The following is a 24,576-nucleotide window of genomic DNA, read 5'->3' as shown; positions in this document are numbered from 1 at the left end:
CCGCCGACCGGACCGGTCGGCGGGGAGCAGGCGAACTACTTGGGGTCGCGTTCGGGCAGCGGCCGCTCGACGATGTCGGGGCGGCCCAGCGAGGTGCGGACCCGGCGCTTGGCGGCCGAGTAGACCTGGGCGGTCTCGGCGGCGACCACGTCCCACGCGAAATCGGCGGTGAGCCGTTCGCGGGCGGTGAAGGCGCGATCCTGGGCGGTGGCGGGGTCGTCGAGGACGGCGCGGGCGGCGTCGACGATGCCGTCCACGTCGGCGGGCTCGAACGAGGCCCCGGTGACACCGTCGATCACGGCCTCGCCCAGCCCACCGGCGGTGGAGGCGATCAGCGGCACCCCGGCGGCGGCGGCCTCTAGGGCGACGATGCCGAAGGGCTCGTAGCGGCTGGGCAGCACGATCGCGTCGGCGCCGTGCAGCCAGCCGAGCAGTTCCTCGTGGCCCAGACTTCCGACGAAGTTCACCGCACGCGCCACCCGGTGCACCCGGGCGCGCTCACGCAGCCAGTCGAACTGGGTGCCGACACCGGCGATCGTGAGCGTGGTGCCCGGATGGGCGCGGCGGATGCGCGGCAGCGCGGCGATGGCGTCCTGCACACCCTTCTCGTATTCGAGCCTGCCCACATACAGCAGCTTGGGCGGCCCGGAGCGCGGTGCGCGCGGCCGGAAGGTCCACGCGCCCACATCGATGCCGTTGCGGATCACCGTGACCGGCGAGAGTTCCGGCCCGTAGAGCCGTTCCACCTCGTCCTGCATGGAGGTCGAGCAGGTGATGAGCTGGTCGGCCTCGTTGGTGAGCCACCACTCCACCGAGTGCACCTGCTTGTTGACCCGGCCCGACACCCAGCCGCTGTGCCTGCCCGCCTCGGTGGCGTGGATGGTGGCCACCAGCGGCACGTCGTAGAACTCGGCCAGCGCGATCGAGGGGTGCGCCACCAGCCAGTCGTGCGCGTGCACGACATCCGGGGTCCAGCCCTCGCCGACGCCCGGCTTGCCCAAGGCGACCCCGGCGCGCACCATCGCGTGGCCCATGGCCAGTGTCCAGGCCAGCATGTCCTCGCCGAAGTCGAAGCACGGCGGGTCCTCGGCCACCGCCACCACCAGCACGCCGTCGGCGATGTAGGAGTGGGTGGGATGGGTGATCGAGTCGGTGCCCGTGGGCCTGCGCGCGAGCACGACCACCTCGTGCCCGGCCGCGGCGAGCTCCACGGCCAGGTGATGCACATGCCTGCCGAGCCCGCCGACCACGACCGGCGGGTACTCCCACGACACCATCAAAATCTTCATCGGAATCCTTCAGCGGCGGCCGAGGTGACGGCGCTCGGCAACCGCCGCGCGTCCAGACCCGGGAAGAATCCGTCGGCCGCGCTCCATCCTGCCGCGAGTCGGGCCGCTTTGGCGAACTGACCGGCCCCGATCGCCTCGGCGAGTTCACGCACGGCGTGCGCGTGCTGGTGCGCGCGATCGCGCGCGTAGCCCGCGGCGGAGTCCTTGGAGACCATGAACGCCCAGTCGCTGGACACGGTGAGGATGGCCTCGCGCAGCAACTGGTCGGCGACCGGATCGCGCAGCGAATCGGCGCGGCGGGTCTTGTCGAGGGTGTCCAGCGCCAGCCGGACGACCTCGGCGTTGAGCTCCACGAGGTCGGCGACCTGGTCGCCCGCCCACACCCGCCAGTCCTTGCCCGAACCCCACGACGAGTCGTTGAGCTGCACCGCTTCGCCCACGAAGCCGTTGGCGCGGGCGTCGGCGAGGGTGCCCACGGTGACCCCCGCCTCGGGCAGCGCGCGCAGCACCTGCTCGAGCCACTGCGGTCCCTCGTGCCACCAGTGGCCGAACAGTTCGGTGTCGAAGGCGGCCACCACGAGGGCGGGCCGCCCGATCCGCGCGGACTCCTCGATGAGTCGCGCGCGCACGGTCTCGACGAAGTCGGCGACGTCGCGGGTGACCGCTGTCGCGGCGAGTTCGGGATCGTAAGGGGCCTTGTCAGGACCGGCCACCGTTTTGCCGGTGACCCGGGAGGGCTTGAGCCCGGTCGCGTGGTCGTAGTGGTGGAAATCGCGGTACGCGGCCTGGCCCGGGTAGCCCTGTTTGGGCGACCACACCCGGTAGCTCACCTGGAGGTCGCGGCCGAAGGCCACCACGTCGGCCTCACGCACCGGCCTGCCGAGGCTGGTGTCGCCGCGCAGCGAGGGGCCGTCGACCATGAAATGCGTCACACCGGCGGCGTCGTAACCGAGCTCCATGCCGGGCGTGTACCCGCACTCGGGCGCCCAGATCCCGGTCGGAGTGGAGCCCCAGCGCTGCCGCGCGTCGGCCAGGCCCTCGGTGAGCTGGAACTGCCGCAGGCGCGGGTCCAGCAGCGGCTGGAACGGGTGGGCCAGCGGACCGCCGAGCAGTTCGATGGCGTCGGCGTCGATCAGCGAGCGCCACACCGGCGACCCGCCGTGGCGCCAGTCGCGCTCGAATTCCGTCAGCGCTGTCGCCGCGAGCCGATGTTCGTGGCGGCCCAGCGCCGCATTGCCCGACATCGACGCCTCGTCGGCGCGCAACTGCCAGTTGCCCAGCCAGTGGTGCATCCCGGCCAGGCAGTGCGGGTCGTCGAGCTGGGCCGCGAGCACCGGGGTGATGCCCAGGCTCAGCAGGTGCGAACGACCTTCGGCGGCAAGGTTTTTCAGGACCCGGACCAGCGGCAGGTAGGACGCGGCCCAGGACTGGTAGAGCCATTCCTCGCCGACCGGCCAGCGCCCGTGATGGGCCAGCCACGGCAGGTGGGAATGCAGAACGAGGGTGAACTGCCCCGGAACTTCGGTCAACGCCTTGCCTTTTCGGCGATCGCCACCAGGTCCAGGCTGGCGTCGATGTCACCGGCGCGCAGGTCGAAATCGTCGACGGTGACCGCGGCGACGTCGGCGGTGAGCTCGGCGGGCCACGGCTCACCGGCCAGCGCGCGCTCGATCTGGGCGTCGATGAACGAGCCACCGTGCTTGGCGTCGAGCGCCCGCAGGCTCGCGCCGTGGTGCACGCCGAGCATCTGCGAGACCGTGAAACCGGCCTCCACCAGCAGTTCGGTGAGTTCGGCGGCATTGAGCTCGCGGGTGTGGAAGGGGTTGAGCGGGGTGTCGCGGCCGGGGGAGAAGGTGATCCGGTTCGGCGTGCTGATCAGCAGCTGCCCGCCCGGGCGCAGCACCCGCAGGCACTCGCGCAGGAACTGCGCCTGGTCCCAGAGATGCTCGATGACCTGGAAATTCACCACCACGTCGACGGATTCGTCCTCGAGCGGCAGCGCGGCCAGATTGCCCTGGATCATCTCCACGCGCGGGTAGCGCGCGCGCACGTGCGCGACGGCGCTGTCGTCGTAGTCCACTCCGACGACACGCGCGGCCACGCCGGCGATCATGTCGGCGCCGTAGCCCTCGCCCGAGCCCGCTTCGAGCACGGTCAGGCCGGCGCAGCGGTCGATCAGGCGGGCGTAGGCGATCTCGTGCCGACGGAACCAGTAGTTCTCCTCGGCGATGCCGGGCACGGTCCGCTCGCCGGTCAACGGGAGTGGTTCATGTGTGGCGGCCGCGGGTGCGGCAGGGATCACAGCCTCGCTCATGGGTACCGACGTTACTGGTACCGCCGGTTCCCACAGGAGCCAGGGACCTGTTGCGCACGTAGGTTACCCACGAGTAACTTAGTTTGGGGTAGTGTTCCGCCCTGAGCTATTTCTCACCCGGACGTACGGCTCCGCTCGTGCGGCCACCACACACGTGTCCCAGAAGGAGGTCGACGAAGACCGATGCCGAACATCGTCGTACTCATCAAGCAGGTTCCCGACACCTGGTCCGAGCGCAAGCTGACCGATGGTGACTACACCCTCGACCGCGAGGCCGCCGACGCCGTCCTCGACGAGATCAACGAGCGCGCCGTCGAGGAAGCGCTGCTGATCAAGGAGGCGCAGGGCGGCGAGGTCACCGTGCTGTCCGCCGGTCCGGATCGCGCCACCGAGGCCATCCGCAAGGCACTGTCCATGGGCGCCGACAAGGCCATCCACATCAACGACCCGGCGATCCACGGCTCCGACGCCGTGCAGACCGCGTGGGTGCTGGCCGGCGCGCTGGGCCAGGTCGAGGGCGTGGAGCTGGTCATCGCCGGCAACGAGTCCACCGACGGCCGCGCGGGAGCCATCCCGGCGATCATCGCCGAGTACCTGGGCATCCCGCAGCTGACGCACCTGCGCAAGCTCACCGTCGACGGTGACAAGGTCACCGGCGAGCGCGAGACCGACGAGGGTGTCTTCAAGCTCGAGGCCAACCTCCCGGCCATCGTCTCGGTCAACGAGAAGATCAACGAGCCGCGCTTCCCGTCCTTCAAGGGCATCATGGCCGCGAAGAAGAAGGAAGTTCAGGTCTTCACCCTGGCCGACCTGGGCATCGACCCGTCGACCGTGGGTGTGGCCAACGCGGGCACCGCGGTGACCGCCGCCACCCCGAAGCCCGCGCGTACCGCCGGCGAGAAGATCGTGGACGAGGGCGAGGGCGGCAACCAGATCGCCACCTACCTCACCGGCCAGAAGATCATCTGATCCGGTCCCGTCCGAGAACTTCCTAGGAGAAAGAACAATGGCTGAAGTACTCGTGCTCGTCGAGCACGCCGACGGTGCCGTCAAGAAGGTCAGCACCGAACTCATCACCGCCGCCCGCGAGCTGGGCTCCCCGGCCGCCGTGGTCACCGGTGCCCCCGGGACCGCCGAGAAGCTGGCCGCCGCGCTGGCCGCCGCCGGTGCCGAGAAGATCTACGTCGCCGAGTCCGACGACGTCGACGGCTTCCTGGTGACCCCGAAGGTCGACGTGCTGGCCTCGCTGGTCGAGTCCGCCGGTCCGGCCGCCGTGCTCGTCGCCGCCTCCGCCGAGGGCAAGGAGGTGTCGGGCCGCCTCGCCGCGCGCATCGGCTCCGGCCTGCTCGTCGACGTCATCGGCGTCAACGGTGACGGCTCGGCCGTGCACTCCATCTTCGGTGGCGCGTTCACCGTCGACGCCAAGGCCACCGGCGATGTGCCGGTGATCTCGGTCCGTCCGGGTGCCGTCGAGGCCGCTCCGCAGGCCGGTGCCGGCGAGCAGGTCGTCGTCGAGGTGCCCGCGCAGGAAGACGGCGTCGTCAAGGTCGTCTCGCGTGAGCCGATCGTGGGCGGCGACCGTCCGGAGCTCACCGAGGCGGGCATCGTCGTCTCCGGTGGCCGTGGTGTCGGTTCGGCCGACAACTTCGCGATCGTCGAGGCGCTGGCCGACTCGCTCGGTGCCGCCGTCGGCGCCTCGCGTGCCGCGGTCGACTCGGGCTACTACCCGGGCCAGTTCCAGGTGGGTCAGACCGGCAAGACGGTCTCGCCGCAGCTCTACATCGCCCTGGGCATCTCCGGCGCCATCCAGCACCGCGCCGGCATGCAGACCTCGAAGACCATCGTCGCGGTCAACAAGGACGAAGAGGCTCCCATCTTCGAGATCGCCGACTACGGCATCGTGGGCGACCTGTTCAACGTCGCCCCGCAGCTGACCGAGGCCGTCAAGTCCCACAAGGGCTGACACCGTCTCCACGCTGTACGAACGGCCCGGTTCTCCGTCACGGAGACCCGGGCCGTTCGGGTCCGTGCCGGCTTTCTGACGACACCGTCACGGCCTGCCGAGGACCATCCAGTTCTCGGGGCGCGGCAGGGGCGTGAAGCCGATCTTCTCGTAGACGCCGTGGGCGTCGTTCGTGGCGAGCGCGACACGGGTCAGGCCGTAGGGCTCGAGGTGCTCGCGGACGGCCGCGACCATGGCCGTGCCGACGCCTTTGCCACGGACACTCCGGTCGACGTAGACATCGCAGAGCCAGGCGAAGGTGGCCTGGTCGGTGACGACGCGGGCGTAGGCGACCTGAGTGCCCGACACACTGTCGTACACACCGAAGTTGAGTGAGGCCGCGATGGCGCGGTCCTGCCGGTCGCGGGGTCTGCCCTCGGCCCAGTAGGAGTCGGTGGACAACCACCGGTGCACGCGGGCCGGGTCGAGGCGGGCGGGGTCGGTGGAGACTTCGTAACCGTCGGGGAATCCGGGGGCTGCGGTCATGCCGGAAATTCTTCCGGGGCCGGGCCGATGTGTCGAGCTGGGTTCGTCGGGGGGAAGTCGGTTGACGGGGCCGGGTCGGGTCGACAGGGTGGGGGAATGTCGTTGGGGCGGTTCGGGGTGGTGCTGGATTCGGCGGTCGAGGAGAACGTGCGCGCGGTCTTCGGTGCCGAGGGGCAGCGCTGGATCGAGGAGCTGCCCGGGGTGGTGGCCGTCTTGAAGCCCCGGTGGGGTCTGCGGGAGTTCAGTGCGCCGTTTCGCGGCGGGACCCACGCCTACGTCGCCGTGGTGTTGCGAAACGACCGCAGACTGGCGGTGTTGAAGGTGCCGATGGTCGACGAGGAGAACGTCGCCGAGGCCACGGCGCTGCACGCCTACGACGGGGACGGGGCGGTGCGGCTGCTCGAATACGATCCCGGCAGCGGCGCCATGCTGCTCGAACTGGCGGACCCGGGCACGGCATTGCTGACCCAGCCCGGCTTTCCGAGCCTGGAGGGCCGACCCGAGAACGCGGAGAAGGTGGCCCTGGCCTGCTCGCTCTACCGGCGATTGCGCCGGCCGCTGCCCGCCGTGCCGCCGAAGTTTCCGCCGCTGCCGCCGGCCACCGATCTGATCGCGGCACTGCGCCTTCGGCTCGCCGACCCGGATCCCGCTCTGGCGCCGCTGCTCTCGGATCGGCTGCGCGAACAGGTGGCGTACCGGTGTGCCGAACTGGCCACGTTCGACGGCCCGCCGCTCATCGTCAACCGCGACACCCATCTCGGCAATATCGTTGCCGCGAAACGGGAACCGTGGCTGCTCATCGACCCCAAGCCGTGCCTCGGCGAGGCGGCCTTCGACGCCGGGTTCCTGCTCATGATCCAGGTGCAGTCCCGCCCCACCCGCGAACACGCGGACACGGTCGTGACCGCCACCGCCGCGGCCCTGGCCGTCGACCCGGCCAGGGCGCGCGGCTGGGCACTCCTGCGCACCGTCGAGGAGATGACCTGGGCGGCCGAGGACGAGGACGCCGAGATGCTCGCCCTGCACACCTCCGTCGCCTACGCCCTCGCCGACCTGCCCTTCACCTGAACGCTGACTAGGCTGGCCGCCGTGCAGTTGACGTGGGAGGGAACCGGGCGGCGCTCGATGCTGGCCGAGGAGGAGGGCGAACGCCGGGATCGGCTCGCCGATGCGGCGCGGGCCGGGGAATGGGACGCCGTCTTCGGGCTGATCGCGAGCGGGGGCCGGGTGAACCTGTCGCGCCTGGGCGGCTGGTCGCGGTTCGCACCACTGCATCAGGCCGCGTATCAGGGCGCGTCGGAGTCGATCGTCAAGCGGCTGCTGGCTTTCGGCGCGTGGCGGACGCTGCGCACCACCGACGGGGAGACCGCCGCCGAGATCGCCGCCGCGCGGGGCCACGACCATCTCGCGGCGCTGCTCGAGCCGGAACTGCTGCGCGAGGTGTCCGCGAGTACGCTGGCGCAACTCGAATGTCAGTTGCGGGCACTCATTTTCAGCCGCGCGTATGACCTGTGCGTGGAGAGCCGGTTCCGCACGCCGCCGGTGGGACCGGTGCTCGAATACCCGAAAGCCGTGCTGTGGTGCCCGATCCCGGGCATGTACGGCGGGTTCTCGATCACGCTCGACCCGGAGATCACCGACGCGCTGCTGGTCGAGAGCTGGTGCCGGGTCGTGGGCGGTTCGGGGCAGCGGCACCGGGTCAGGGCCGACGGGTTCGAGCTCGTCGAGAAGGGGTTCGTCTGAGCGTCGCCCGGCGGGTAACGTCGGCCAGCGAACCGGGGGACGGAAGGAACTGATGTGCTGGATGTGGGGGCGAGTTTCGCCGGATACCGCCTGGAACGCGTACTCGGCCAAGGCGGTATGGGCACGGTGTACCTCGCCCAGCATCCGCGGCTGCCGCGCAGCGTGGCGCTGAAACTGCTCAATCGCGAGTTCTCCGGTGATCGGGAGCTCCAGCGGCGCTTCGAGCAGGAGGCCGATGTCGTCGCGCAGCTCGACCACCCGGGCATCGTCGGTGTGTTCGACCGGGGCAGCGACGACGGGTACCTGTGGATCGCCATGCAGTTCATCCGCGGCACCGACGCCGCCACCTGGGATTCGCGCGCGCACGAACCGGGCGTCACCGCGGGGCTGATCGGCGAGACCGCCGCGGCGCTGGACTACGCCAATCAGCACGGCATCCTGCACCGCGACGTGAAACCGGGCAACATCCTCATCGCCGACGCCGAACACAGCCTCCGCCAGCGCGCCGTGCTCACCGATTTCGGCATCGCCCGGGTGACCACCGCCGCCACCCAGCTCACCGCCACCGGCACCTTCACCGCCACCATCGCCTACGCCTCGCCCGAACAGCTCTCCGGCGAGGTCGTCGACCACCGCAGCGACCAGTACTCCCTGGCCTGCACCCTGTTCGCCCTCTACGCCGGGCACCCGCCCTACGCCTCGACCAACCCCGGCCAGGCGGTGATGGGCCACCTGTCCCAGCCGGTCCCGCGCCTGAGCGCGAGCAGGCCCGACCTGCCGCCCGCGATCGACGGCGTGATCGCCCGGGCCATGGCCAAGCGCCGCGACGAACGTTTCGGTAGCGCTTCGGAATTCACCGAGGCGATCCGCGACGCGCTGGAAGGCAAGCACAGCGCGGCACCGGTGGTCTCGCGGCCCTGGACCGATCCATCGCAACCGGCACGGGGATCCGGCGAGTACGCACTGCCGGGTACCGGTGGACCGTCGTGGGCCGGTGGGGCACAGCGCGAGTCGGGCGAGCATCGGCAGCCGTGGTCCGGGGCCGTGCGGCAACACGGTTCGGGTGAGCACCAGGCGGCCGACGGGCGCTCCCGCCCCGGCTCCGGGGAGCACGCGCAGCAGCACGGCGCGGTGGCACAGCCGTACGGGTTCGGTGCGCCCGCACAACACGGGTACGCCGGTCAGGCACCACTGTGGCCGCAGCCGGAATACGGTGTGCCGGTCGGTGATCCGCGCAGGGCGATGGCGCACGGCGCTGCGTGGCGGGCACAGCTCGGACCCGAGCCGAGCAAGACCGGGGCGATGCTGGTGGGCGTGTTCACCCTGCTGGTGAGCCTCGGCATCCTGGCCTTCACCATCTACGGTGTCACCGAGACGATGAAGGAGATCGACCGCGGTGACGACACCACCGGCTCCTTCATCGCGATCGCGATCCTGCTCGTGGTCGTCGCCTTCACCGGGGGCGGTGCCGTGCTGCTGTTGTGCGCGCGCACCGCGGGCCGGGTGATGTCGATGATGACGGCGGTGCTCATCGGCATCATCGCGCTGATCGTGGTGGTGGCGACCACGGTGCAGTCGGTGTACGTCGGCACCGTGATCAGCGGCGCGGTCTTCGTGCTCGCGGGAGCGCTGGTCGCCACCGCGGCCTCCTCGTCGACCGGCCGCTGGATCCGCTACCGCAAGGCGCTGCGCACCGGGCGCTGGTGAACCCTCACCGCCGCCGCAGCGCGTCGAGCAGCGTGTTGACGATGGTGTTCTGGCGGGCCTCCTCGCGCAGGACCGCCGAGACGGGGATGCGCAGGCGGTGGTCGGTGAGGTCGAGGGTGAGCAGGCCCTTGGTGGGGCCCTCGTAGAGGATCGTCCAGGATTCGGGGCGGTTGAGCAGTTCCATGGTGGCGGTGTGGTCGGGCGGGATCGGCGGGCCGAAGGTGGGGCCGGTGGGCAGGTCGGCGAAGGCCGAGCGGATCAGGGTGTGCAGCAGCACCTGCTCCTGTTCCGGGGGTAACAGCAGCGGGTAGGGGGCCAGGTCGGCGAGGGTGACGGCGCCGCGTTCGGCCAGCGGATGACTGCTGGAGATGGCGATCACCAGGTCCTCCACCCACAGTTGCTCGACCGCCAGCCCGGGCTGGTCCACGCTGCCGCGGATCAGCGCCAGATCGCAGTCCCCGTCGGCCACGGCGTTGATCCGCTGCCGGAACGGCTTGATCACGTACTCGATCTCGGCGTCGGGATGCGCGGCGCGGGCGGCGGCGATGGCCGAGAGCGAGGGCGCGGCGAAGGACATGTTCGCGGCCAGCCGCACGCGCGGCCCGGTGGTGCGCACGGCGGCGCGGATGGCCGACTCCAGGCTCAGCATCTGCTTGGCCAGCGGCAGCAGCCGCAGCGTGGCATCGGTGGGGACCACCGCGCGGGTCGTGCGCTCGAACAGCTGGGCCCCCAGATCACGTTCCAGTCTCGCGATCTGATGGCTGATCGCGGACTGGGAGATGAAGCAGCGGTTGGCCGCGCGGCTGAAACTGAGCTCCTCGCACACCGCGACGAAGTAGGCCAGTTGACGCAGTTCCACCAGGTAGCTCCCATTCATTAGTTATGCAGATAAGAGTGATCTCCAGTATGCGCCCAGGCAGTGGAAACATCTTCATTCCGCATCGCGTTTACTCATAGGAAAGGACTCATTACCGATCTTGGAGCGTTGTGATCATGGAACACACAGATGTCGTCATCGTCGGCTCGGGCTTCGGCGGGCTGGCCGCGGCGAAGCAGCTGGCCAAGTCACGAATCAACTACGTCCTGATCTCGAGCACGCCCGAGCACCTGTTCCAGCCGCTGCTGTACCAGGTCGCCACCGGGGTCCTCACCGCCGACGAGATCGCCCCGCCGATCAAGAACGTACTGCGCCGCGTGCCCACCGCCGACGTGCGCCTGGGCAAGGTCACCGGGATCGACGCCGACGCCGCCGTGCTCACCTATGAGACCGCCGAGGGCACCCGCCAGATCAGCTACAGCTCGCTCATCGCCGCCACCGGCGCCAGCCAGAGCTACTTCGGCCGCGACGACTTCGCCGAGAAGACCTTCTCGCTCAAGACCATCGACGACGCCCAGCGCCTGCGCGCCCAGATCGCCCGGGTCTTCGCCCAGGCCGAGCACGTCGACGAGGTGACCCGGCGCAAGCTGCTCAGCTTCGTGGTCGTCGGCGCGGGCGCCACCGGTGTCGAGGTCGCGGGCCAGATCAAGGAACTCGCCAAGCGCCACTTCCACCAGCCGGTCTCGGTGACCCTGGTCGAGGGCGCGGGCGAGGTGCTGCCGCCCTTCGGTGGTGGCCTGTCGGAGTACGCCAAGCGCTCGCTGACCGACAGCGGCGTCGAGGTGCTGCTGGGCACCTTCGTCACCGACATCGAAGAAGGCAAGGTGACCGTCCGCGACAAGGAGGGCATCGAGCGCCGCATCGCCGCGGAGACCGTGGTGTGGTCGGCGGGCGTGCAGGTCGGCGGGTTCGCGAAGCTGCTGGCCGAGGCCACCGGCGCCGAGACCGACCGCGCGGGCCGCCTGCTGATCAACCCCGACCTCACCGTCGGCGGCCACGCCGACATCTACGCCATCGGCGACATGACCTCGCTCAACGGCTACCCCGGCCAGTCGCCGGTGGCCATGCAGGAGGGCCGCCACGCCGCCGACATCATCCGCCGCAAGAAGGCGGCGGGCACGCCGTTCGTCTACTGGGACAAGGGCAGCATGGCCGTGATCAGCCGCTTCAGCGCGGTGGTCAAGCTCAACGAGAAGATCAGCTTCCGCGGCACCATCGCGTGGGCCATGTGGCTGGCCGTGCATCTGCTCTACCTGGTGGGCTTCCGCAACCGTTTCGCCGCGGTGGCCTCGTGGCTGGTCGCCTTCATCGGCACCGCGCGTCCGGGCTTCGCCGATCTGCCCCCGGCTTCGGCCCCGTTCCCGGCCCCGAAGGCCGATTCGGTACCGAAGGCCGAGCAGGCGCCGAAGGCCGAGCAGGCGCCCGCGACTCCGCGGGAGCGCGCCGAGGACGACAAGGACGCCCGCGAACGCGTCACCGTCTGACCGAACTCCACGATCGACCCGTCGCCATGCGCGGCGGGTCGTCGTGTGGGCCGGGCAGTTCGACGGCAATCCCGCAGGTCGGCGAACGTTTCGAGACCGTTCGGTGAACGGGCGGTGTGACCGCGGTCTCGTTCACCGAGTCGGCATCGCGGCGACACTTCACGGTCAGCCCGAAGCCGATTCGGGCTGGCTTCATCAGCGGTATGACTATTACGTCAGTACTGTCGGCGCCCGCTCGTCCGACGGGCACAGGGGTGGAGAAGTCTCAGTACTCGCTGGTGGTGGCCTCGGACGCCGAACACCGCGAGGCCGCACAGCGTCTGCGCTATCAGGTGTTCGCCAACGAGCCGGGCTTCGTCATCCCGGACGACGGCACCGGCCGCGACGCGGACCGTTTCGACGAACACTGCGACCACCTGCTGGTGCGTGACGAGTTCACCCAGCAGTTCGTCGGCTGCTACCGCATGCTCCCGCCGGACAAGGTCGCCGCCGCGGGTGGGTACTACACCGCGACCGAATTCGACCTCACCCAGCTCGATCCGGCCGGGCACCGGATCGTCGAGATGGGCCGGGCCTGCGTGGTGCCCGACCACCGCAACGGCTCGGTGCTCACCCTGATGTGGGCGGGCATCCTGCACTACATCCAGCTCACCGGCTACGACTGGGTGATGGGCTGCGTCTCGGTGCCCATGCGCGACACCCCGCAGGACCCGGCCGGGGTCAATGTGCGCGGCGTGCGTGACCTGCTGCTCGGCCGTCACGCCTGCGATCCGGAGCGCCGGGTGCACCCGTACCGGCCGGTCGTCGTCGACGGTGTCGCCCTCGACGATCTCACCCCGCCGAGCAGGCCCAAGCTGCCGCCGCTGTTACGCGGCTACCTGCGCCTGGGCGCCGAGATCTGCGGCGAACCGGCGCACGACCCCGATTTCGCGGTCGCCGACTTCGTCGCCCTGCTCGGCATGGAAACCATCAACACCCGGTACCTGGAGCGGCTGCAGAGCGCGGCCGCCAATTTCGACGGGAAGTAACCGCCATGGTGTTCGACGCGCCGCCCGCCACCGCCTCGCATTCGTGGATGCCGTCGAGCCCCTGCGGGCCCGCCTGCATCGAGCCGATCGACGAGATCGGCACCGCCCGCACCCTGGCCCGGCTGGCCGGGGTGATCGGGCTGGTCCTGAGCTTCCCCGTGCTCACCGCGGCCACGCCGAAGGCCCGCCGCGAACACATGCAGCGCCGCTACGCCCGCACCGCGTTGCGCTGCCTGGGCCTGCGGCTGCGGATCGTCGATCACCGTCACGAACCCGTCGACGGGTTCGCCGCCCCGGACACCGGTGTGCTGGTGGTGGCCGGGCACATCGGCTGGGCGGATGTGCTCGCGCTGGCCGCCGTGCAGCCGGTCGGGTTCGTCGCCAGGGCCGACATGGTCGACTGGCCGGTGCTGGGCACCCTGGCCAAGCTCACCCGGGTGATCCCGATCGAGCGCGCCCGGCTGCGCGAGCTGCCCGGCGTGGTCGACCGGATCGCGCGCAGGCTGGCCGACGGCCAGCGCGTGGCGGTCTTTCCCGAGGGCACCACCTGGTGCGGCCGCGCCTACGGCTCGCTGCGCCCCGCCCTGTTCCAGGCCGCGATCGACACCGCCACCCCCGTCCAGCCCGTGCGGCTGCGCTACCTCGACGGCGACGGGAACCCGTGCACCGTCCCCGCCTTCGTCGGCACCGACACCTTCGGTGACTCGGCCCGGCGCGTGCTGCGCAGCAAGGGCATGACCGTCGAGATCGTGCTGGAACCGCGGCAGTGGCCCGGCACGGACCGCCGCGACCTGGCCCGGCGCTGCGCGGACGCCGTGCGCGGCACCGACCCGTCCCGCCACGGCCTGCTCGACACCGAGTGGATCGCCGCGGGCAGCACCCGCGTGCAGGACCCGTCGGTGGGGGAGCGGGGACCGATTCGCCGAACGGTGATGGCTACTCGCTGGTAATCAGTTATGTTCGTTTTGTACATCCCGGGGATCGCGTCGCGGCCCCGGGATGTGGCGTCGAGGGGGCACCTTTCGCTGAGGATGTGCTGGTCGACGCCGATCGGCGCGGGCGCCCGATAATGTGAAACGCCCGCGTCCGCTCGGCGGTGGGCGGTTCGGGTGAATGCCCTGCGTATGGCGCGTACAACAAACTGGGCAGTCGGCTATACCCAATCGTCGGTACGTTCAAACCTCTGGATTGCCGCTGGACGGAAATTGATGAGATATTTGCCGTACCGTCCCGCGGGATTTCGCCGATACCCCGTGTAGCCGAGAGTCCGGGTGACGTTCCGGACGGACGAGTGCAGGGTGAAGGGAATCGAAGACCGGTGACCGAGCAAGCTTCTGGCGTACGCCGTCCCGTCCCTCGCCACTCCCGCCGCGCGCCGGTGTCCACCCTGCCCCGGCTGCTGCTGGCCGCCGTGGAACGCGCCCCCGACGCCCCCGCCCTCCGCTTCGCCGGGCGCGGACTCACCTACACCGAGCTCGACCAGCGCTCCTCGCAGCTGGCCCGGGTGCTCATCGGCCGCGGCGTCGGCCCCGGTGACCGGGTGGTCCTGGCGCTGACCCGCTCGATCGAGGCCGTCGTCGCGGTGTGGGCGGTCGCCAAGACCGGCGCCGCGTTCGTCCCCGTCGACCCGCGGTACCCGGCCGAGCGCGTCGCGCACATGCTCGCCGACTCCGGCGCCGGATTCGGCGTGGCCACCGCCGCCGACGCCACCCGCCTCGACGCCGGACTGCGCTGGCTCGCCCTGGACTCCGCCGACTGCGCGACCGAGCTGGCCGCCGCCTCGGACGCGCCGGTGCTCGCCGGCGACCGCACCCGCAGGCTCTACCCCGACGACATCGCCTACGTCATCTACACCTCCGGATCCACCGGCGTGCCCAAGGGCGTCGCCGTCACCCACACCGGCCTGGCCGGGCTCTGCGCCGAGCAGATCCGCCGCTTCGGCATCACCGGCGCCGCGCGCACCCTGCACTTCGCCTCGCCCAGCTTCGACGCGAGCATTCTCGAACTGCTGCTGGCGATCGGCGCGAGCTCGACCATGGTCATCGTCGAGCCCGAGATCTACGGCGGCGACGAACTGGCCGAGCTGCTGCGCGCCGAACGGGTCAGCCACGCCTTCATCACCCCGGCGGCGCTGGCGGGCGTCGACGCCGCGGCGCTGCCGGATCTGGCGGCCATCGTGGTCGGCGGCGAGGCCTGCCCGCCGGACCTGATCGCCCGCTGGTCGGCCGGTCGCCGGTTCTACAACCTGTACGGACCCACCGAGACCACCGTGGCGGCCTCGATCAGCGACCCGCTCACCCCCGGTGACCTGATCACCATCGGCGCCCCGATCCCCGGCATGACCGCACTGGTCCTCGACGCCCGGCTGCGCCCGGTCCCGGACCGGGTGCCCGGCGAGCTCTACCTGTCCGGTCCCGGCCTGGCGCGCGGCTACCACGCCCGCGCCGGGCTCACCGCCGCGCGTTTCGTCGCCGACCCGGTCACCGGCGGACGCCTCTACCGCACCGGCGACATGGTGAAATGGGAACGTACCGCCGACGGCTCGACCCAGCTGGCCTTCCTCGGCCGCACCGACGCGCAGGTGAAACTGCGCGGCTTCCGCATCGAACTCGGCGAGGTCGACGCGGTACTCGCCGCCGAGGACACCGTCCGCACGGCGACGACCCTGGTCCGCACCCTGCCCAGCGGCGCCGACGCCCTCGTCGCCTATGTGGTGCCCGTGCCCGGCGCCACCGTCGACACCACCGCGCTGACCCGCCGCGCCGAACAGCGCCTGCCCCAGCACGCCGTACCCGCCGCGATCGTGGTCATCGACCGGCTGCCGCTGACCCCGGTCGGCAAGCTCGACCACCGCGCCCTGCCCGAACCCGAGCTCACCGCACGCGCTGTCGAGGCACCGCGCACCGCCACCGAGACGACGGTCGCCACGATCTTCGCCGAGCTGCTCGGCGCCGGCGAGATCGGCCGCGACGACGACTTCTTCGCCCTCGGCGGCAATTCCCTGCTCGCCACCCAGCTCGCGGGCCGGCTCGGCGCGGCCACCGCGATCCGGGTGCCCGCCCGCACCGTCTTCGAACACGCCACGGTGGCCCGCCTGGCCGCCGCCCTAGACGACCTGACCGGCGCCGCCTCGGCCCGCGTCCCGCTGACCCGCCGCGAGCGCGGCCCCCGCGTGCCGCTCTCGCTCGCCCAGCAGCGCATGTGGTTCCTGGCCCGGCTCGACCCCGGGTCCAGCTCCTACAACATCCCGGCCGCCCTGCGTCTGTCCGGCCCGCTCGACACCGCCGCGCTGACCGCCGCCTTCGGCGATGTGCTCGACCGGCACGAAGTCCTGCGCACCGTGTACCCCGAGATCGACGGCGCCGGGTACCAGCAGGTGCTGCCCACCGCCGAAGCCGGACTCGATCTCGCGGTCCGGTCCGTCGCGCCGGGCGACCTGCGCGCGGAACTGGCCCGGCTGACCGCGGGCGGCTTCGACCTGTGCGCGCGAGTTCCGGTGCGCGCCGCCCTGTTCCAGCTCACCCCCACCGAACACGTGCTGGCGGTGGTCGTGCACCACATCGCCACCGACGGTTTCTCCCTCGGCCCGCTGACCCGTGACCTGGTGAGCGCCTACAGCGCCCGCGCCCGCGGTGGCGCGCCCACCTGGCAGCCGCTGCCGGTCCAGTACGCCGACTACACGCTCTGGCAGCGCGAGCTCCTCGGTGCGGCCGAGGACCCCGGCTCGCTGCTGGCCCAGCAGCTCGACTACTGGCGCGACGAACTCGCCGGTGTCCCGACCCTGCTGGAACTGCCCACGGACCGGCCCCGGCCGCCGGTCGCGGGCAGCCGCGGCGCCGCGCACCACTTCGTGCTCGACGCCGAATTGCACGGCGCGCTGGAGGATCTCGCGCGCGAGCACAACGCCTCGCTGTTCATGGTGGTCCGGGCCGCGCTGGCGGTGCTGCTGGCCCGCATCGCCGGCACCGACGACGTCACCGTCGGCGCCCCGGTCGCCGGACGGGGTGAACCCGAGCTCGACGATCTGGTCGGCATGTTCGTCAACACCGTCGTGCTGCGCACCCGCGTCGACGCCGCCGAATCCTTCGCCGCCCTGCTCGATCGGGTCCGCGAGACCGACCTGGCCGCCTTCGCCCACGCCGACATCCCGTTCGAAAGCCTTGTCGCCGAACTGGATCCGCCGCGCTCGCAGGCCCACCACCCGCTGTATCAGGTGGCGCTGTCGTTCCAGAACTTCGCGGGCGCGCGGCTGGAACTGCCCGATCTGATCGTCTCGGCCGTCGACCTCGGTGACGAGGTGGCGCCGACCGACCTGCAGCTCACCGTCGTCCCGCAGCCCGATGCCGCCGGACTGCGCTGCTCCTGGCGCTATGCCACCGACCTGTTCGACGAGTCGAGCATGGCCACGCTCGGTCTGCGGCTGGCGGGGCTGCTCGCCGCCGCCGTCGCCGCGCCGCAGCGGCCCGTCGGTGACCTGCCGCTGCTGGTCGCGGCCGAGCACACCGAGCCCGCGGGCGAGGTGCGATCGATCCCGGATGTGACCCTGCTCGACGCCTTCCGGGCGCAGGCGCTGCGCGACCCCGCCGCGCCCGCGGTGACCGCGGGCGAACTGACCCTCACCTACGGCGAACTCGCGGACCGGGTCAACCGGCTGGCCCGGCTGCTGGTGGCCACCGGGGTGGGCCCCGGCAGCACGGTCGGCGTGGCGATCCGTCCCTCGACCGACCTGGTCGTCGCCATGTACGCGGTGTTCGCCGCGGGCGGGGCCTATGTGCCGATCGACCCGGACGCCCCCGCCGAACGCCGTGCCGACATCGTGTCCGTCGCGCGCCCGGTGTGCGTGCTGACCACCTCCGGTGACGCCGTCGAGGTCCCGGACGTGCCGCTCGTCGCCGTCGACCTGGTCGTGAGTTCCGGTGCGCTGTCGGCCTTCCCGGCCCGGTGGCTGACCGACGCCGACCGGCTGCGGCCGCTGCGCGCCCTCGACCTGGCGTACGTGATCTTCACCTCGGGGTCGACGGGCAAGCCCAAGGGTGTCGGCGTGCCGCACGCCGCCATCGTCAACCAGGCGGCGTTCATGGCCGGTGAGTACCGGGTCGGGCCGACCGATGTGGTGCTGCAGTCGATTCCGTTCACCTTCGACGCGTCCATGATCGGTTTCGCCACTCCGCTGCGGGCGGGCGCGCACATGATCGTCGCCGCCTCGCGGGGGCTCACCGATCCGGCCTACCTCGCGGAAATCATCGCGCGGCACCGGGTCACCGGCACCACCATCGTGCCGTCGGTCCTGCAGATGCTGCTGTCCGCGGCTCCCGTCGACGCGCTGCATTCCCTGCGCGCGGTCTGGGTCGGTGGCGAGGCGCTGCCGAACGCGACCGTCGACCGGTTCACCGCCGTCACCGCGGGCAGGCTGCACAACCTCTACGGCCCCACCGAGGCCACGGTGTCGATCACCGGCGCCGACGTCACCGAGGTGGGCGAGGGCGTCGTCCCGATCGGTCTGCCGCACTGGAACTCCCGCGCCTACGTCCTCGACGCCCGGCTGCGGCCGGTGCCGCTGGGCACGCCCGGCGAGCTGTATCTGGCGGGCGCCCAGCTGGCGCGCGGCTACCTGGGCAGCCCGGACAAGACCACCGAACGGTTCGTCGCCGACCCCTACGGTCCCGTCGGCGAACGCATGTACCGCACCGGTGACCTGGTGCGCAGGCTCCCGACCGGCGAGATCACCTACCTCGGCCGCACCGACGTGCAGCTCAAACTGCACGGTCTGCGCATCGAGCCGGGCGAGATCGAAGCCGCGCTGCGCACCCACCCGGCGGTGGCGGGCGCGGCGGTCGCGGTGCGTCACGAACAGCTCGTCGGCTATGTCACCCCGGTGGCAGGCCAGGCCGTCGACGTCACCGAGGTGCTCGCGGCCGTGCGGAACCTGCTGCCGCCCTACATGATTCCGCACCGGCTGCTGGTGCTCGACGAGTTCCCGCTCGGCGCCACCGGCAAGCTCGACCGCAAGGCCCTGCCCACCCCGGCCAAGGAGGTCCGCGCCTACACGGCCCCGGCCACCGACGACGAACAGGTCGTCGCCGAGGTCTTCGCCGAGATCCTCGAGCTCGACCGGGTCGGCCGCGACGACGACTTCTTCGTCCTCGGCGGCACCTCGCTCTCGGCCATCCGGGTCCGCGCGGCACTGTCCGAGCGGCTCGGCGTCGACGTCGCGCTGCGCCTGCTGTTCAGCTATCCGCTGGTCAGCGATCTGGCGCTGGCGGTGCGCGACGAGTCGGCGGCCTCGGCCACCGGCCCCGACCCGGCCGCCGACATCGTCCTCGATCCGGCGATCGACCCCACCGGCTGCGCACCGGCCCGCCCCGGCGCCCCGCGCACGATCCTGCTCACCGGTGCCACCGGCTTCCTCGGCAGCTTCCTGCTGCGCGAGCTGCTCACCTACACCGACGCCACCATCCACTGCCTGGTCCGCGCCACCGACGACGCCACCGCCGTGGACCGGGTCGTCGCCACCGCCGCCAAGTACGGCATCGACCTGTCCGGCGCCCGGGAGCGGCTGGTCGGCGTGCCCGGCGATCTCGGCAGGCCCGGCCTCGGGATCGAGCCGTCGCGCTTCGCCGAACTCGCGGACGGGATCGACGCGATCTACCACAACGGCGCGCTGGTCAACCATCTCGAACCGTACGGGCGCATGCGCGCGGCCAATGTCGGTGGCACCACCGAAGTGCTGCGCCTGGCCACCACCACGCGGCTCACGCCCGTGCACTACGTCTCGACGCTGTCGGTGCTGGCCGGAATCCCGCAGGACAGCGGCATTCCCGGCGGCCTGCCCGGCTACGCGATGACCAAGTGGGTGGCCGAACAGCTCGTCTACACCGCGATCGAGCGCGGTGTCCCGATCGCGGTCTACCGGCCGGGTCTGATCACCGGTGATTCCGTCAGCGGCGCCGCGCCCGCCGAGGACGCCTGGTGGACGATGCTGCGCGCCATGCTGGTGCTCGGCGTCGCCGTCGACGTGCGCGCCATCGGTGTCGAGATGGCGCCGGTCGACCATGTCGCCGCGGGCATCGTGGGCCGTTCCCTGGACCCCGCCGCCCTCGGCAACACCTATCGCGCCGCCGGGTCGCAGGTCCCGCTGCAACTGGTCTACGAGGAGATCCGCCGCCGCGACTACCGCTTCGAGTTCGTCGACCCGATCGAATTCGGCCTGACCCTCACCACCGCCGCCGAACACCCCGACGCCGACCCGATCCTGGCCAGGGCCTCGGCCCTGAGCGGCAACTACGCGGCGGTGCTGGCCAAGGCGACCCCGGCCACGGTGCTCACCGCCGTCGAGGCGGGCGCCCCGCAGGAGGTCTTCCGCGGACTGCCGATCGACTTCCCGCCGGTCGACGCCGAGGTCATCCGCCGCTACTTCGACCACTACATCGAGACCGGCTTCTTCCCGGCGCCGGGCGGTCACCTGCAACCGGCGTAGGGGTCAGGGGCCGAAGGCGCGCAGCGTGCGGTCGACCAGCGCGTCGGCGTAGTCGTCGGTGAGCGGGCCCGAGCGCAGCAGCCAGCGCTGGAACAGGGGCGCGTAGAGCAGCTCGAGGACCAGGTCGAGGTCGGCGTCGGGGTCGAGCTGCCCCGCCCGCTGGGCGCTGCGCAGCCGCTGCTTCTTTAGTTCGTCGACCGGGCCCGCCAGTTTCTCGCGGTACTGGGCGGCGAGTTCGGGATCGGTGATGATCTCGGTGTTGAGCGCGCGGATCGGGCGCTCGAAGGCCGGATCGGCGAATTCGGCGACGGTGGCGCGCAGCACGAGTCTCAGGTCGGCCGCCAGGTCGCCGGTGTCGGGCAGCGCCATCTCCTGGCCGTCGGCGGCCTCGCTGAGCGCGAGGAACGCGTCGAAGATCACCGCCCCTTTGGACGGCCACCACCGGTAGATGGTCTGTTTGCCGACCCCGGCCTTCGCCGCGATGGCCTCGATGGTGACCTTGCCGTAGCCGACCTCGGAGACCAGCTCCCTGGTGGCGGCGAGGATGGCCTGGCGCGAGCGTTCGCTGCGCCGTGAAGCCGCCGGACCGCGATCGTTCGTCATTCCGGCAGACTACCACCGGAACGAGACGAGACGGTTCGTTTGATGAACCCGCGGGAGCCGCCCGGCTCCCGCGGGGACAGATCACTTCGCGTAGTCGTAGAACCCGCGACCCGACTTGCGGCCGAGGCGGCCCGCGTCGACCATCCGGCGCAGCAGGGCCGGGGGAGCGTAGTGCGGCTCGGCGAACTCGGCGTAGAGCGACTCGGCGGCGGCCAGCGCGATGTCGAGGCCGACGGTGTCGAGCAGGGTCAGCGGGCCCATCGGGTAGCCGCAGCCGCCCTTCATGGCCGCGTCGATGTCCTCGGCGGTGGCGTAGCCGGACTCGAGCATCCGGATGGCCGAGCACAGGTAGGGGATGAGCAGCGCGTTGACGATGAAGCCGGAGCGGTCACCGGCCTGCACGGTCAGCTTGCCCAGGGTGTTCTTGGCGTAGTCGGTGACGGCCGCGGCCGCCTCCGGCGCGGTCACCAGGGTGGAGATGATCTCCACCAGCGGCATCACCGGCACCGGATTGAAGAAGTGCACGCCGACCACGCGCTCGGGCCGCTCGGTGGCACCGGCCACCTTGATCACCGGGATCGAGGAGGTGTTGGTGGCCAGGATGCCCTCGGGCTTGACGATCTTGTCGAGCTTGCCGAAGATGTCGTACTTCACGGCCTCGATCTCGGGCGCGGCCTCGATCACCAGGTCGCGATCGGCGAACTCCTCGATGTCGAGGGTGACCCGCACGCGCGCGAGCACGGCGTCGGCGTCTTCCTGGGTGATCTTGCCCTTGGTCACGCCCCGGCCGATCGAGGCGGCGATGCGCTGTTCGGCGGCCTCGGCGAACTCCGGCTTGGTCTCGAGCACCAGCACTTCGCTGCCCGCCTTGGCACAGACCTCCGCGATTCCGGCACCCATGGTGCCGCCACCGATCACACCGATCAACTTCACTGCTGTCACTCCCACTATCGAGTAGCCCTGTAGATCACAGAATCATTTCATGGCCCACCGCGTGCGGATCGATCCGGCGGTGGCGACGAAATTCACATCTGCCCGTCACCAGGGGCGGGCCGGTCGATGCCACACGCGCGGGATCGGGTCGCGGGCCGATAACGGTGCTTAGTGCAGGTAACGATCTCGCGGGGCCGGTAACCGTCGCCGATGCCGGGGCGAACTGGCATGAACAGCATTCGATTCCTGGGGAGGACATCATGCAGCACAACCTGTTTCGGCACTCGGCCCGGCGCATCGGGATCGGCGCGGGTGCGGTCTCGATCGTGGCGGCCGGCCTGTTCCCGCTGTCGGCCGCTCCGGCCGCGGCCCAGTACGGCTGGCCCCTGTGCGGGGTGACCAGCGCTCCGCAGACCCTGGCCGCCGGCTCGGCGATCGACGACCGCTACCACAGCGACCCGGCCCTGCGCGATCTGCTCGGCGCCCCCACCGGCCCCGAACGCGAGAGCGAGGAAGGCGGAGTGTTCCTGCGCGACTACGCCGGTCCGCCCGGATGGCCCGCGATCCTGTACTCGCGCGCCGACACCGGCGTCCACGAGGTACACGGCCTGATCAAGGAGACCATGTGGAACGCGGGCGGACACCGCGCCACCGGCGTCCCGATCACCGACGAGTGCCCCACCGCTGAATCCGGCGGCCGCTACAACCATTTCAGCCGCGGCGGCACCACCCCCGAGTCCTCGATCTACTGGCGTCCCGGCGAAGCGGCCCACTGGGTCCACGACTACGGCCAGAACGGCTACGGCATCCACGCCAAATGGGCCGACTCCGGCTGGGAGACCGGCCGTTACGGCTGGCCCACCACCAACACCATGAGCCTGGACAACGGCACCTACACCCACTTCACCGGCGACGACCAGCAGGGCGCTTCGATCTACTGGAGCCCCGACACCGGTCCCCACGGCGTCAACGGCCGCATCCGCGACCGCTGGGCCGCCCTCGGCTGGGAACGCTCCTACCTCGGCTACCCCGTCACCGACGAATACGACACCCCCACCGGCAAACGCTCCGACTTCACCTACGGCTGCATCACCTGGAACCGCACCACCGGCGCGGTGATCGACTCGGCGACCTGCTGATCTCCCGGTTGCCGGGCGCAGGCGCCATCGCCCCGGGTGCTATCGGGGTCGCAGGCCGCGCAGGGCGAGGTCGGCGACGTCGTCGGCGAAGGACGCGTCGTGGGGGCCGGGGGAGATGAGCAGGCGGTAGTAGAGCTGGCCGTAGACGAGTTCGATCACGCGGGACGGGTCGATGTCGGGGGCGATGTGGCCCTGGTCCTGGGCGCGGCGGATCCAGGTGGCGACGCGGGCGCGGGCGGGGTCGATCAGGCGGCGACGTAGTTCGGCGGCGAGGTCCGGGTCGTGCTGGGCCTCGCCGACCAGCCAGGACAGGACCGGCAGCTGATCGCCGACCGCGTGGACCCAGGTGTCGGTGATGAGTTCGCGCAGCGCGGCCGGAAAGTCGGCGTCGGGGGGTGCCTCGAAGCTCTTGGACTGCTGGCCTTCGACCCGCTGGGCCAGGGCGTCCAGGACGACCGCACCCTTGGATGGCCACCAGCGGTAGATGGTGCGTTTGCCGACGCCCGCGCGCTCGGCGATGCCTTCGATGCTGACCTTGGCCAGGCCGCCTTCCGCGGCCATGGCCAGCGCCGCGTCGAGGATCCGGGTGGTCGACTCAACACGAAAGGTACCCCCATGCGCAATGAGCTGTACGACTACAGCCCGATCATCGACCGGCCCGCGATCGCCTGGCCCGGAGGTGCGCGAGTGGCGTTCTATGTCGGCCTCAATGTCGAGCACTTCGTCCTGGGCAAGCCATCGACCAGCATCAATCAGGGGACCGCGGAACTGGTCCCCGATCCGCTGAACCACGGCTGGCGCGACTACGGGCCGCGGGTCGGCATCTGGCGGATGATCGAGGCGTTCGACCGCCACGGTGTGCGCCCGAGCGTGCTGCTCAATTCCGATGTGGCCGAGAACTATCCGCAGATCATCGATGCCGGTGTGGCGCGTGATTGGGCGTGGCTCGCGCACGGCAAGAACAACTCCACCGTGCAGGCCGAGGTCGAGGCGCGGGAGCTCGCCTACCTCACCGAGGTCGTCGACACCATCGAGACGGCCACCGGCCGCCGTCCTCGCGGCTGGATGGGCCCCGCCCTGAGCGAGACCTTCCGGACCCCCGCGCTGCTGGCCGAACTCGGCCTCGACTACGTGCTGGACTGGACCGGCGACGACCAGCCGTTCTGGCTGAACTCGCCCGGCATGATGAGCCTGCCCTACACCGTGGAACTCAACGACCTGGGCTTGTTCACCGCCCACTCCATCACCGGCCCCGATTTCGTCCAGATCGTCAAGGATCAGCTGGACCAGCTCTACGCCGACTCCGAGCACAGCGGCCGCGTCCTGTCCCTGGCCCTGCACCCCTTCGTCACCGGCCAGGCATTCCGCCTCAAATACCTCGACCAGGCGCTGGAATACGTGGTCGACCACCCGGGAGTCTGGAACACCACCAGTGACGAGATCGCCGCCCATTTCGCCGCGACGACCTGCGGGTCCGAGCGGTAGTGCGGTCTC

The 24,576-nt window shown here is 71.0% G+C and carries 19 protein-coding genes; 11 read left to right on the top strand and 8 right to left on the bottom strand.

Features of this window, described 5'->3' with window-relative positions; genetic code table 11:
- Positions 1-35: 35 nt before the first annotated feature.
- The 3 genes from ACFC06_RS09970 to ACFC06_RS09960 are packed head-to-tail and all read right to left on the bottom strand — an operon-like array spanning position 36 to position 3,603.
- Positions 36-1,289 carry a glycosyltransferase family 4 protein gene (locus ACFC06_RS09970; RefSeq protein ID WP_375929399.1) on the bottom strand — a complete coding sequence of 418 codons (1,254 nt, stop codon included), beginning with the start codon at positions 1,287-1,289 and terminating at the stop codon, positions 36-38.
- On the bottom strand, positions 1,286-2,818 hold the full coding sequence (locus tag ACFC06_RS09965) for a 1,4-alpha-glucan branching protein domain-containing protein (protein ID WP_375929398.1): 1,533 nt from the start codon (positions 2,816-2,818) through the stop codon (positions 1,286-1,288). The genes ACFC06_RS09970 and ACFC06_RS09965 overlap by 4 nt, the downstream gene beginning before the upstream one ends.
- Positions 2,815-3,603, bottom strand: a complete 789-nt coding sequence (locus tag ACFC06_RS09960; protein ID WP_375929397.1) for a class I SAM-dependent methyltransferase — start codon at positions 3,601-3,603, stop codon at positions 2,815-2,817. Before ACFC06_RS09960 ends, ACFC06_RS09965 begins: the two co-directional genes overlap by 4 nt.
- A 183-nt stretch (positions 3,604-3,786) precedes the next feature.
- On the opposite strand from ACFC06_RS09960, the gene ACFC06_RS09955 reads away from it, so the two are divergent.
- Both ACFC06_RS09955 and ACFC06_RS09950 read left to right on the top strand, forming a co-directional pair.
- On the top strand, positions 3,787-4,572 hold the full coding sequence (locus tag ACFC06_RS09955) for an electron transfer flavoprotein subunit beta/FixA family protein (protein WP_375929396.1): 786 nt from the start codon (positions 3,787-3,789) through the stop codon (positions 4,570-4,572).
- 37 nt (positions 4,573-4,609) lie between these two features.
- Positions 4,610-5,566: an electron transfer flavoprotein subunit alpha/FixB family protein gene (locus ACFC06_RS09950; RefSeq protein WP_375929395.1), complete on the top strand. Its 957-nt coding sequence runs from the start codon at positions 4,610-4,612 to the stop codon at positions 5,564-5,566.
- Positions 5,567-5,653: 87 nt separating this feature from the next.
- Here the strand turns inward: ACFC06_RS09950 and ACFC06_RS09945 are convergent, their stop codons facing one another.
- Positions 5,654-6,091 (bottom strand): GNAT family N-acetyltransferase, encoded by a 438-nt coding sequence (locus tag ACFC06_RS09945; protein ID WP_375929394.1) that lies wholly within the window; start codon positions 6,089-6,091, stop codon positions 5,654-5,656.
- A 96-nt stretch (positions 6,092-6,187) separates the two neighbouring features.
- On the opposite strand from ACFC06_RS09945, the gene ACFC06_RS09940 reads away from it, so the two are divergent.
- Genes ACFC06_RS09940 through ACFC06_RS09930 form a run of 3 tightly spaced genes read left to right on the top strand, consistent with a single transcriptional unit; the run spans position 6,188 to position 9,541 of the window.
- The gene (locus ACFC06_RS09940) at positions 6,188-7,159 is read left to right on the top strand and encodes an aminoglycoside phosphotransferase family protein (RefSeq protein ID WP_375929393.1); all 972 of its coding nucleotides are present in this window, start codon (positions 6,188-6,190) and stop codon (positions 7,157-7,159) included.
- Between the two features lie 21 nt (positions 7,160-7,180).
- Positions 7,181-7,834: an ankyrin repeat domain-containing protein gene (locus ACFC06_RS09935; protein ID WP_375929392.1), complete on the top strand. Its 654-nt coding sequence runs from the start codon at positions 7,181-7,183 to the stop codon at positions 7,832-7,834.
- Between the two features lie 54 nt (positions 7,835-7,888).
- A complete protein-coding gene (locus ACFC06_RS09930) occupies positions 7,889-9,541 on the top strand; it encodes a protein kinase (RefSeq protein WP_375929391.1) in 1,653 nt (550 codons plus the stop codon).
- A gap of 4 nt (positions 9,542-9,545) precedes the next feature.
- Here ACFC06_RS09930 and ACFC06_RS09925 read toward each other — a convergent pair whose 3' ends face one another.
- On the bottom strand, positions 9,546-10,400 hold the full coding sequence (locus ACFC06_RS09925; protein ID WP_375929390.1) for a LysR family transcriptional regulator: 855 nt from the start codon (positions 10,398-10,400) through the stop codon (positions 9,546-9,548).
- Between the two features lie 134 nt (positions 10,401-10,534).
- Between ACFC06_RS09925 and ACFC06_RS09920 the strand changes: the two genes are divergently transcribed.
- The 4 genes from ACFC06_RS09920 (at position 10,535) to ACFC06_RS09905 (ending at position 20,407) form a co-directional block, all read left to right on the top strand.
- A complete protein-coding gene (locus tag ACFC06_RS09920) occupies positions 10,535-11,902 on the top strand; it encodes an NAD(P)/FAD-dependent oxidoreductase (RefSeq protein ID WP_375929389.1) in 1,368 nt (455 codons plus the stop codon).
- 203 nt (positions 11,903-12,105) lie between these two features.
- Entirely contained in the window at positions 12,106-12,930 is an 825-nt protein-coding gene (locus tag ACFC06_RS09915; protein ID WP_375929388.1) for a GNAT family N-acetyltransferase, read from the top strand.
- A 5-nt stretch (positions 12,931-12,935) separates the two neighbouring features.
- Positions 12,936-13,880 carry a lysophospholipid acyltransferase family protein gene (locus ACFC06_RS09910; RefSeq protein ID WP_375929387.1) on the top strand — a complete coding sequence of 315 codons (945 nt, stop codon included), beginning with the start codon at positions 12,936-12,938 and terminating at the stop codon, positions 13,878-13,880.
- A gap of 368 nt (positions 13,881-14,248) precedes the next feature.
- Positions 14,249-20,407 (top strand): amino acid adenylation domain-containing protein, encoded by a 6,159-nt coding sequence (locus ACFC06_RS09905; protein ID WP_375929386.1) that lies wholly within the window; start codon positions 14,249-14,251, stop codon positions 20,405-20,407.
- A 3-nt stretch (positions 20,408-20,410) separates the two neighbouring features.
- Here the strand turns inward: ACFC06_RS09905 and ACFC06_RS09900 are convergent, their stop codons facing one another.
- Together ACFC06_RS09900 and ACFC06_RS09895 are read right to left on the bottom strand one after the other, a co-directional pair.
- A complete protein-coding gene (locus ACFC06_RS09900) occupies positions 20,411-21,010 on the bottom strand; it encodes a TetR/AcrR family transcriptional regulator (RefSeq protein ID WP_375929385.1) in 600 nt (199 codons plus the stop codon).
- Between the two features lie 81 nt (positions 21,011-21,091).
- On the bottom strand, positions 21,092-21,943 hold the full coding sequence (locus ACFC06_RS09895) for a 3-hydroxybutyryl-CoA dehydrogenase (RefSeq protein ID WP_375929384.1): 852 nt from the start codon (positions 21,941-21,943) through the stop codon (positions 21,092-21,094).
- A gap of 260 nt (positions 21,944-22,203) precedes the next feature.
- Here ACFC06_RS09895 and ACFC06_RS09890 point away from each other — a divergent pair, with 260 nt between their 5' ends.
- Positions 22,204-23,082, top strand: a complete 879-nt coding sequence (locus tag ACFC06_RS09890) for an LGFP repeat-containing protein (protein WP_375929383.1) — start codon at positions 22,204-22,206, stop codon at positions 23,080-23,082.
- 39 nt (positions 23,083-23,121) lie between these two features.
- Here the strand turns inward: ACFC06_RS09890 and ACFC06_RS09885 are convergent, their stop codons facing one another.
- Positions 23,122-23,802: a TetR/AcrR family transcriptional regulator gene (locus ACFC06_RS09885; protein WP_375929382.1), complete on the bottom strand. Its 681-nt coding sequence runs from the start codon at positions 23,800-23,802 to the stop codon at positions 23,122-23,124.
- Between ACFC06_RS09885 and ACFC06_RS09880 the strand changes: the two genes are divergently transcribed.
- Positions 23,698-24,567: a polysaccharide deacetylase family protein gene (locus ACFC06_RS09880; protein WP_375929381.1), complete on the top strand. Its 870-nt coding sequence runs from the start codon at positions 23,698-23,700 to the stop codon at positions 24,565-24,567. The genes ACFC06_RS09885 and ACFC06_RS09880 overlap by 105 nt on opposite strands.
- Positions 24,568-24,576 lie beyond the last annotated feature (9 nt).

The organism is Nocardia sp. NPDC056064 (assembly GCF_042266925.1).
Lineage (GTDB): Bacteria > Actinomycetota > Actinomycetes > Mycobacteriales > Mycobacteriaceae > Nocardia.
The sequence above is the reverse complement of the archived record's forward strand: the minus strand, read 5'-3'. Positions and strand labels throughout refer to the sequence as shown.